General features: G+C 72.9%; 6 protein-coding genes and 1 pseudogene. 3 read left to right on the top strand and 4 right to left on the bottom strand.

The window, feature by feature from the left end:
* Positions 1-110 precede the first annotated feature (110 nt).
* Together ABT048_RS34585 and ABT048_RS34580 are read right to left on the bottom strand one after the other, a co-directional pair.
* Positions 111-1,589, bottom strand: coding sequence for a sugar transferase (locus ABT048_RS34585; RefSeq protein ID WP_350525559.1), 1,479 nt, complete (start codon positions 1,587-1,589; stop codon positions 111-113).
* Between the two features lie 598 nt (positions 1,590-2,187).
* A complete protein-coding gene (locus tag ABT048_RS34580) occupies positions 2,188-3,525 on the bottom strand; it encodes a cation:proton antiporter (RefSeq protein WP_350525558.1) in 1,338 nt (445 codons plus the stop codon).
* Positions 3,526-3,861: 336 nt separating this feature from the next.
* Between ABT048_RS34580 and ABT048_RS34575 the strand changes: the two genes are divergently transcribed.
* Positions 3,862-5,010, top strand: a complete 1,149-nt coding sequence (locus ABT048_RS34575; RefSeq protein ID WP_350525557.1) for a lactonase family protein — start codon at positions 3,862-3,864, stop codon at positions 5,008-5,010.
* A 115-nt stretch (positions 5,011-5,125) separates the two neighbouring features.
* Positions 5,126-5,440, top strand: coding sequence for a GNAT family N-acetyltransferase (locus ABT048_RS34570; protein WP_350525556.1), 315 nt, complete (start codon positions 5,126-5,128; stop codon positions 5,438-5,440).
* 106 nt (positions 5,441-5,546) lie between these two features.
* On the opposite strand, the gene ABT048_RS34565 is transcribed toward ABT048_RS34570, so the two are convergent.
* Both ABT048_RS34565 and ABT048_RS34560 read right to left on the bottom strand, forming a co-directional pair.
* A complete protein-coding gene (locus tag ABT048_RS34565) occupies positions 5,547-7,361 on the bottom strand; it encodes an alkaline phosphatase family protein (RefSeq protein WP_350525555.1) in 1,815 nt (604 codons plus the stop codon).
* A 235-nt stretch (positions 7,362-7,596) separates the two neighbouring features.
* Positions 7,597-9,735, bottom strand: a complete 2,139-nt coding sequence (locus ABT048_RS34560) for a ricin-type beta-trefoil lectin domain protein (protein ID WP_350525554.1) — start codon at positions 9,733-9,735, stop codon at positions 7,597-7,599.
* On the opposite strand from ABT048_RS34560, the pseudogene ABT048_RS41760 reads away from it, so the two are divergent.
* A pseudogene (locus ABT048_RS41760) lies at positions 9,728-9,822 on the top strand (phosphatase PAP2 family protein); the annotation flags it as partial. The gene ABT048_RS34560 and the pseudogene ABT048_RS41760 sit on opposite strands and share 8 nt — an antisense overlap.

The following is a 9,822-nucleotide window of genomic DNA, read 5'->3' as shown; positions in this document are numbered from 1 at the left end:
TAACTCGCCCGCCCCCCGCCCGCCGCTCGAAATCGGCCCCCCCGGCTCGTTGTCGCGCGTCGCCCTGCGGCCTGCCGCCGGGGCCCCGCCCGGCCGCCGCCCCCCACCCATCAGTAGGCCCCCTGCCCCTGGAGCACGGCCCGCAGCGTCTTCCACAAGATCACCGTGTCCAGGGCGAGCGACCAGTCCTCCACGTACCGCAGGTCCAGCCGCACCGCCTCCTCCCACGGCAGGTCGCTGCGTCCGCTGATCTGCCACAGGCCGGTGAGCCCGGGCTTGACGAGCAGCCGCCGCCGGATCTCCGGGCCGTACGCCGCGGACTCCTCCGGCAGCGGCGGCCGCGGGCCGACGAGCGACATCGAGCCGGTGAGCACGTTGACGAGCTGCGGGAGCTCGTCGAGCGAGTACCGGCGCAGCACTCCTCCGACCCTGGTCACCCGAGGGTCCCGGCGGAGCTTGAACAGCAGGCCGGCGCCCTCGTTGCGGTCGGCCAGCCCGGCCCGCGCCCGGTCGGCGCCGACGACCATGGTGCGGAACTTGACGATGGTGAACTCGCGGCCGTCCTTGCCGACCCGGTGCTGGCGGTAGAACGCCCCGCCACGGCTGTCCGCGAGCACCAGCAGCCCGACGAACAGCATCAGCGGCGCCAGCAGGACCAGCAGGACGGCGGCGCCCAGCCGGTCGACGACCTCCTTGACCACCCGGTGCCCCCCGGTGAAGGCCGGCATGCTGACCCGCAGCATCGGGATCCCGAGCACCGCGTCGACGTGCAGCCGCGGGCCGGCCACCTCCATCAGCACCGGCGCCACGACCATCTCGGCGTCGCTGCCTTCGAGGTTCCAGGCCAGCCGCTGCAGCCGTTCCGGCGACCAGTGCGGGTCCGGTGTGATCGCGACGACCCGGTAGCCGTCGCGGCGGACGTGGTTGGCGACGTCCGTCAGCCGCCCGACGACCGGCACGCCGTCCAGCCGGTCACCGTCGGGCCCGAGGCCGTCCGGCGTGCACACCGCCTCCACCCGCCAGCCGAGGTGCGGGAACTTGCGGGTCCGGGCGATCAGGTCGCGCACGGTGGCCACGCTCCCGGCGGCGAGCACCGGGCGCAGGCACAGTCCCTCGTTGCGCTGCTTGTGCAGCCGAAGGCGCAGCAGGTACCGCTCGGTCATGGTGACGAGCGTGATCGCCGGGATGGCGACGAAGATCCAGAGCCTGATGTTGTGCGAGCTGAGGGCGATCCCGCCGAGGGCCAGGACGACGGCCGCCGTGAACAGCGAGCGTCCGAGCCGGCGGAACTCCTCGGCACCCTGGCCGAGCACGGCCGGCGCCCAGGAGCGGGTCACCGTCAGCGCGCCCAGCACCAGCAGCTCGGTGCCGAAGGCCAGGATCCCCCACTTCTCGTGCCAGTTGGCCGCGTCGCGGACCCCGAAGAAGCCCCCGATCGCCGCCACGACGAAGGCGGTGGCCACGGTGTCACTGACGATCACGGTCCGGCGGTACCGCTGCTCCCAGTGCCGCGCGGGCCGCTTGATCGCCCCGTTCCCCGGGCGCCCCCGGACCGACCGGAACGAGTCGGCTAACTCCCCCTCCTCCACAGCGTTTTCCAGGTCACCAGTGGGTTCGACGTGTTCGCTCCACACGGTTCCTCCCCCCGGGAGGCGCATGCGCCTCCCGCACTGTTCCTCCCCCGGGAGGCACCGCCTCCCGCGCCGCGCTGTTCCTTCCGCAAGGACGCCCCCGCCTCCCCGCGACATGGCAAAACCGGTTGTTGCAGCGCTACGTGAACATCCCACCCCGGCGGCAGCGGACCCGTACGTCCCGCCCGCCTCTCGATGCGCGCGGGGACCCGTCGACGGTTGCTCCCGGCACGCCAAGCGCCCTCACGGGCTCCAAGAATCGATCACCCCCACGTCCGGCGCCGGGGCACGGCGGCTGGCCGTCCGCAGGGCCGGACCCGTAGATCACCATTTGTCCACTCGTGCCCAAACTCGCGAAGCACGGTCAATCTAGAGCATCAGGGCCGCCCGAAGAAGGGGATGTGTGCATCTTGTGCTGAGGCTTCGGAGCTGCATCGGCCGGGCGGCAACCGACCGCGGACGTCCCGACCACCAGGACGTGCCCTGTGACCTGTGATGACGGGAGCACTCCGGGTCAGCTCGTCGTGAGCATGGTGACGCCGTGGAAAGGTGGCGCTCAGTTGTCCGGCCGGTGGACCAGGGTGATCCTGCGACGCCGTCGCACGGCCGGTACGCTCGCGCTCTCCCGCAACCCCGGCAGTGCGCCGGCGGCCCGCCGGTACCACCCGCCGTACCGGCCCGCGGCCCACACCGCGGACACGCCGTGGAGCAGCACACTCAGGCCGACGGTGACCGCGACCACCCGCCCGATCGTCGCCACCGCGGTGATGTGCTCCTCGGCGACGAGGAGCCCGAGCACGATCGAGGCGAGGCCGCGCGGCCCGAACCAGCCGATGTAGAGCACCGTGGGCGGCCGCAGCCCGCTGCCGAGCAGGGCGAGGGCCACCGGCACCATCCGCACCACGGTGAGGCTGAGCACGGCGTAGCCGACGATCCGCCAGCTGAGGTGCTCCAACGCCGGGCCGAGCAGCACCGCGCCGAAGAACAGCAGGCTCAGCACGGCCAGCAGGCCGCCGAGGTACTCCGCCAGGTCGGTCGTGTGCCCGTCGTCCGCGGCGGGCCCGGCGGCGGCGGGTGCGCCGGCTGCGGCGGGCCGGCCCGTCCCCAGCCCCTGCGCGAACGCGAAACCGGCCACCCACGCGGCGATGAAGCCGCTCCCGTGCGTGACCACGGAGAGCGAGTACGGGGCGAAGGCCACCGCGAGGACGTAGATCTGGCGCCACTCGCCCGTGACCCAGCCGCGCGCCGCCGCCCACCGCAGGAGCCGACCGCCGCCCCAGCCGAGGGCCAGGCCGAACGCGGTGCTGAGCAGGAGCGCGCGCCAGAACGTCCCGCCCACGCCCTCCTCCGCGTAGGAGGTGCCCGGGACGCCGGCCAGGAAGAGGACGAAGAAGGGCAGCACCATGCCGTCGTTCAGTCCGCTCTCCACGTTCAGCGTCTGACGGACCAGTCGCGGCACCCGCGGGTCGGAGATGGCGCTCGCGCCGAGCGCGGCGTCGGTGGGGGCGAGGATCGCACCGACGAGCGCCAGCTCCCAGGCCGTCAGCCCCGGCAGGAGCGGCCAGGCCAGCAGCCAGCCCGCCCCGATGCTGAGCAGCAGGCCGATCCCGAGGAGCCGGCCCGGCAGCGCTCCGCCGGTGCGCAGGTCCCCGAGGCGCACCGACGTGGCGTCGGTGAACAGCACCAGGGTGAGGGCGGCCTCCAGGAGCGCGAGCAGCGGCCCGGCGTCGTCCGCCAGGCTCACCAGGTCGAGGCCGACCGGTCCGATCAGGATCCCGCAGCCGACGAACACCATCGCGGCGGACACCGGCGACCGAGCCAGCCGCGCCGACCCGAGCGCGTAGACGGCCACGACACCGGCCACCGCCGCGCCGGTCCAGGCGGTGTCACTCATGACACCGCGTGCTTCCGCCGCATCCGACCCGGATTCCCATCGCTGCTCGCTGTCCCTCGGCGCCGTCGTCCCCCCACTGTGCTGCACCCCGGCGCACGCGCCCCCGAGCGACACGTACGCCGCTTCGCTCCGCATCCGCGGCAGCGCCGGGGCGGCCGGGACCGACACCGTCGGCCTCAACGGTTTCGGACAAAACGTCACATACCGTATCGCGGGGCGACGTGACGGGCCCCTCGCAGGCACCCGCCACGACCCTCGCCCCCGTCGCCCCGACTCCCGGCCGGGCACCCAGCCCCGGGCCGGGATCGATTCCGGACCCCTGGAAGGCAGAACCCCATGCAGAAGACCACTCGGCTCGCCGTCGCCCTCGCGACCGCGCTCGCGGCGGCAGCCGTCTGCGCCCCGTCCGCGGCCGCCGCGACGCACGGCGGCGCCGGACACCCGCGCGGCGGGCACCACGCCGTGTTCGTCCAGACCGACGACCCGGCGGGCAATCAGGTCGTCGCCTACCGGCGGGCGGAGGACGGGCAGCTCACCCCGGCCGGGACCTACGACACCCACGGCCTCGGCGGGGTGCTGGACGGCTCGGTCGCCGACCACCTGGCCTCGCAGGGCTCCCTCACCTACGACCCGGGCCACGCCCTGCTGTACGCGGTGAACGCCGGCAGCGACACCGTCTCGGTGTTCTCGGTGGACGGCGACCGCCTCGCCCTGCGCCAGGTCGTCGGCTCCGGCGGCCGGTTCCCGGTGAGCGTCGCGGTGCACGACGACGCCGTCTACGTCCTCAACGCCCTGGACGGCGGCTCGATCCAGGGCTACACCGTTCACGACCGCCGACTGGAGGCGCGGGCCGACCGGAACCGTCCGCTGGGGCTCGACCCGAACGCCACTCCGCAGTTCACCAACACCCCGGGGCAGGTGGGCTTCACCGGCGAGGGCTCCCAGCTCGTGGTCACCACCAAGGCGAACGGCAGCAGCCTGCTGGTCTTCAACCTCGACCGCTCCGGCACCCCCGCCGACACGCCCGTCACGACGACCCTGCCCGGGGCGGTGCCCTTCGCCTTCGTCCCGAACGGCGGGCACGGCCTGTTCCTGGCCGAGGCCGGGACCAACGCCGTCGCCACCTTCACGGTCCATCGCGACGGCACCGCGACGCAGGAGGCGTTCGCACCCACGAACCAGTCCGCCACCTGCTGGATCGTCGCCGTCCGCGACCTGCTCTACGCCTCCAACGCGGGCAGCTCGACCCTCAGCGGCTTCCGCACCGCCGACCACGGCCGCCGGCTGACCGCGCTGGGCAACACGCCCACCGATCCCGGCACCGTCGACGCCGCGGTCTCCTCGAACGGGCACTTCCTCTACGTCCAGACCGGCGTCGACGGCATCCTCGACGAGTTCGCGATCGGCGACGACGGGTCCCTCACGCCGATCGGCTCCCAGGTCGTCCCCCGCGGCGTCGGCGGCGAGGGCATCGTCGCCTTCTGACACCCGTCGGAGCATCCGGCCGCACCCGGGTCGGCGACCCCCGTCGACGAATGTTGATTCTTCAACTACAGTTCTGCTCGTCGGCCCGATCGGGCCGCACCCAGGAGGAGGAACCATGGAGCAGTCCGTCGTCGACAACGCCGAGATATCGCGGTTCGAGATCCACGACGACGGTGACCTCGCGGGCTTCGCCGAGTACCACCGCTCCGGCGACGAGATCGCCTTCATCCACACCGAGATCGACCCCCGGTTCGGGGGCCGGGGGCTGGGCGGCACGCTGGCGCGCGCCGCCCTGGACGCGGCACGCGAGCAGAAGCTCTCCGTCCTGCCCTACTGCCCGTTCATCCGCGGCTGGATCACCAAGCACCCGGAGTACACCGACCTGGTCCCCGCCTCGCACCGCGCCAGGTTCGGCCTCGCCGCCGCCTGAGCACCCGGACGACGGCCGCGGTCACCGGGACCTGCGCGCCCGTCGGGGACGCGGCCGGATGCCCGGTGCGGCGGGGTCGCCCCGACCCGCCGCACCGGGCGCGGCGTCAGCCGACGGTCACCCGGAAGGGGCCGGCCAGCACCGAGTAGCCGTCGTTGGCCAGGAAGTACGCGTCGTACGCGCCGGCACCGCCCAGCTTGCCCGTGGCGAAGGTGACCGCGCCGCTCTGGTTCGGCGCGTAGGACCAGGTCAGCGAGGACCGCGAGCCCGGGGTCACGCCCGCCGGGTAGAAGCCGACCCAGTTCTTCGCACCGGCCTGGGAGGCGTTCGGCAGCGCGTAGCGCAGGGTGACGTTGCCGCCGCCGGCCACCGCGTTCAGGTCGCCGGTCAGCGTCGGCGCGGTCGCCCGGGACGGCGCGAAGGCGGCGTTGAGCGGCGTCGCGTAGGTGTCGTTGGCCGTCAGGCCCGGCAGGCCGAGGGCCTGGTCGATGGTGCGGCCGACGCTGTAGTGGTCGTAGTGCAGCGGGCTGCTGGTCCCGGCCGGGACGGTGCCCTGCGAGCCGACGGCGACGGTGACGAGGTGGTTGTACGCCTCGGCGTGGCTCTCGTCCCAGGTGAGCAGCAGCAGCGAGCGCTGCTGGGTCCAGGCCGGGGAGGACAGCACCGGGGCGAGGGTCTGCTGCAGCCAGCCGTCCTGCACCTTCAGGCTGGTGGCGCTGCCGTTGCCGGAGGCCTCGCCGTCGTAGTAGTCGTCGGCGGCGATCCAGGAGAAGTTCGGCGTGGTGGCCGCGGACTGCAGGTCGGTGGTGAGCTGCGTGGTGTCGAAGAGGTGCGCCGCGCAGCGGGCCGGGTTGCCGCTGATGTCGGTGTAGTTGATGAACGGCGCGTCGTCGGGCTCGTAGTAGCTGTCGCTGCTCTTGCCGGTGTTGCAGGGGGTGCCCATGCCCTGCTCGTAGGCCTTCCAGGTCTTGCCGGCCTCCTCGATGGTGTCGCCGAGGTTGCGCTGGGGGGAGTTGATGTTGGGGAAGTAGGTGGCGCCCTTGGCGTAGGTGTCGCCGCCCGCGATGGCCAGGTAGTTCTCGTCGCTGGGGTGGTAGACGCCGTGGGAGTCGGTGAGGGTGGCGCCCTGGGACATCAGGGTGTGCATGAACGGCGTGTCCGCCGGGTCGTTCATGACCTGGGTGTAGTCGGTGTTCTCCATCATGACGACGAACACGTGGTCGTAGCCCGGTACGGCGGACGCGGGCGGGCTGAGCGGCGCGGGCGGGGTGACCGGGGTGTCGAGGGTGAGCGAGAGGTTGTCCAGGTAGCCGCTCTCGCTGGAGGTGGAGAGGAACTGCGCCTCGACCTGGATCGACCGGGTGCCGGCCGGGACCGCTCCGGTGGCGCTGCGGGAGAGGAACTGGGTGCTCAGGCCGCGGTCGGTCGCGGAGACGGTCGGCAGCTTGGCGGTGGCGCCGAGCGGGCGGCCGGCGGCGTCCTGGAAGTGCAGGCTGACGGCGACGTAGCCGCTGTTGACGGTCCAACCGCCCAGCCAGCCGGCGAGGTTGAAGTGCACGCCGCCGCCGTCGATCGCCGTGGCGGCCGAGGAGACGTCGACGGTCTGCGACATCGAGCCGTCGCCGAAGTTGCCCGGCCCGAAGAAGGCCTTGCCGGGCGTCCGGCCGTCGTTCGGCAGGCCGAAGGACGCGACCGAGTGGCACATGACGTCGAGGCCGCCGGCCTGGACGGTCCAGCCGGGGACGGTGGCGGCCGCGCTCCAGTCGCCGGTGCAGTAGCCGCCGGCCTCCGCGTCGCCGTTGACGATCAGGTTGCCGCTGCCGCCCGTGGCCCCGGCGGTGGCGGGGGTGACGACGACCAGTGCGCCGACCAGGGGGAGGGCGGCGAGCAGCCCGCCGAGGGAGCTCAAGCGCAGTCTCATGGGGGGTACCTCGTCCCGTTGGTGAGGGTGGGTGCCATGGCTGTTCGCCATGAGCGGGACATAAGTACCGGCCGGCGCTGTCCACTGGAAGAACGCCTACCAAACTTGACCAGACAACTTTGAGCGCGGTCACCCACGCCCTCGCCGCCGCGGTCACCGGCGCAGTCGAACTGCCCGGCCCCGGCGGGGTTTCCGCGCGGGGCCGGCAGGTGTCCGGAGTGGGGCGGGCCGGAGGCTACGGCAGGGTCCAGCGCTGGTTGGCTCCGCCGTTGCAGTCCCAGATCTCCAGCGGGGTGCCGTCCGCGGTGGCCGCCGCCGGATCGTCGAGGCAGCGGCCGGACTGGGCGCTCCTCAGGGTGCCGTCCGGCTGCGGCGACCACTGCTGGTTGGCGCCGCCGTGGCAGTCCCACAGCTCGACCGCGCTGCCGTTGGCAGTGGCGGCGCCGGTCACGTCGAGGCACTTGCCGTCGTGGGTGAGGGTGCCGTTGGTGCGGGTCCACACCTGCTCGGCGCTGCCGTCGCAGGCCCAGAGCTGCACGGCGGCGCCGCTGGTGCCGCCGGTGGGGCGGGCGCAGGTGCCCGGCAGGGCGGAGGCGAGCGGCCCGGTGTGGGTGGTCGGGGTGCCGGGGGTGAGGGCGAAGTCGTCGAACTGGTCGGTCTGGTAGCCCGTCACGCCGAGTCCGGCCCGGCCGTTGGTGTAGCTCGCGTCGCTCGCGCTGCCCACGGCGGTGCCGTCGATGCTCGCGGTGAGGGTCGCGTCGTCCAGGGTCAGCGCGACGGTGTGCCAGCGGCCGGTGCCGAGGGCCGTGGTGGTGCCGCTCGCGAGGGTGGTGAAGTGCCAGCCGGTGTCGCTCTTGTCGATGGACCACGCGCCGGTGTCGCTCACCCGCAGGTGGTAGGCGTTCAGGCCGTTGTTGTTGCGGCCCTGCTGGTTGACCCGGCCGAGGAGTTCGACCGTGCTCGACTGCTCGAACATCGTGTCGGCGGTGACGGTGTAGTCGGACCAGCCCCCGTCGCCCATCATCGTGTACGGCGCGTCGTAGGACTCGTCCGTCCAGCGGATCGGCGTGGTCGGGGCCATCTGGCGCAGGCAGGTGCCGGTGCGGCCGCCGCCGCAGGCGACGGTCCGGAAGGCGCCGTTCATGTCCGCGAAGTACTTCGGCGAGGTGGTCGTGGCCGGCGTCTCGAAGCCGTCGGCGTAGGGCAGCTTCATCGGCGCGGCGGGCGGCGGGGTGGCGGTGCCTTTGCCCTGGCCGGTGGTGGTGGTCACGGTGTAGACCCGGCCGGGCTGCAGGGTGAGGGTGTACGAGCCGTGGGCCGGGGTGACGTCCTGCTGGTGGACGAACCAGTCCGCCGGATCGGTCGACCTGAGGTCGGTGGACCACACGTGGACCGTGCCGGTGGACAGGCCGCCGGTGACGGTGAAGCTCGCGGTCCGGGCGGCGGTGGCGTCCATCGTCTCGATCACGGTGCTGTAGTCGCGGTTGTTCGTGCTCTTCAGCGTGACGTGGCTGCCGTTGGTGCGGACGCCGCCGAGGTACCCGCCGGCGGAGTCGACGTAGTGCCAGCCGGGCTTGGCGAACTGGGTGGTGTGCGCGGTGACCCAGGTCGTCCTGCCGATGCTGTAGGTGCCGGACCACGGCTGGTCGGCGATCGACATGCCGTCGGTGGAGAAGAACAGGTCGGGGTAGAGCGCGGCGATGACCGGCCAGTTGATGTACGAGGTCATCCTTCCGTCGAGGTAGCCGCGGTTGATCCCGCGCGCCACCGCCGGTGCGCCCGCGTCGGCGTCCTCGGAGCCGTTCTCGCTCGCCCACAGCGGCTTGCCGAGCGCCCGGGCGGCCGGCGGGCTGGGGCACTCGGTGAAGGCGCTCAGGTACCCGCAGGGGTAGTGCACGCCGACGACGTCGACGGCCTTCCCGAACGCCGGGTCGGCGGCCATCGCGTCGGCCACGGCCCAGGTGTCGTCGGCGGCGACGACCTCGGTGGCGCCGTAACCGCGGGCCGTGAGCGTGCTCCTGAGGTTCTCGTACCAGGCCCTGTCGAAGCCGCGCTCGTTCCACCCGCCGAGGTAGGAGACGGTCAGGTGGTGCTGGGCGGCGCAGCCCATCCAGTCCATCAGGTAGTCGACGCTGTCCTGGGACCAGAAGCTGCCGCCGCTGCCGGTGTCGCCGATCCAGCCGGGGGCGCCCCAGGACAGACCGTAGAACCTGATGTCGGGGTTGCGGGCCTTGGCCTGCTCGGCCAGCCACCACTCGTAGCCCTGGTTGCAGTCGACCGTGCCGCGGGTGTGCTCGATGCTCGGCTCGGCGCCGTCGGTGGAGTTGGTGTCGCCGCCGATCTCCAGCTTCAGCACCTGCAGCGAGGCCGCCATGGGGTGGGCGCAGGTCGCGCTGGGCGCGCACTATCCGACCGATGTGCTAGGCGGCTGGTGTACGGCGCTGGTGGTGGTTCCGGTGAC

This window comes from Kitasatospora sp. NPDC096140 (assembly GCF_040303045.1).
GTDB lineage: Bacteria > Actinomycetota > Actinomycetes > Streptomycetales > Streptomycetaceae > Kitasatospora.
The sequence above is the reverse complement of the archived record's forward strand: the minus strand, read 5'-3'. Positions and strand labels throughout refer to the sequence as shown.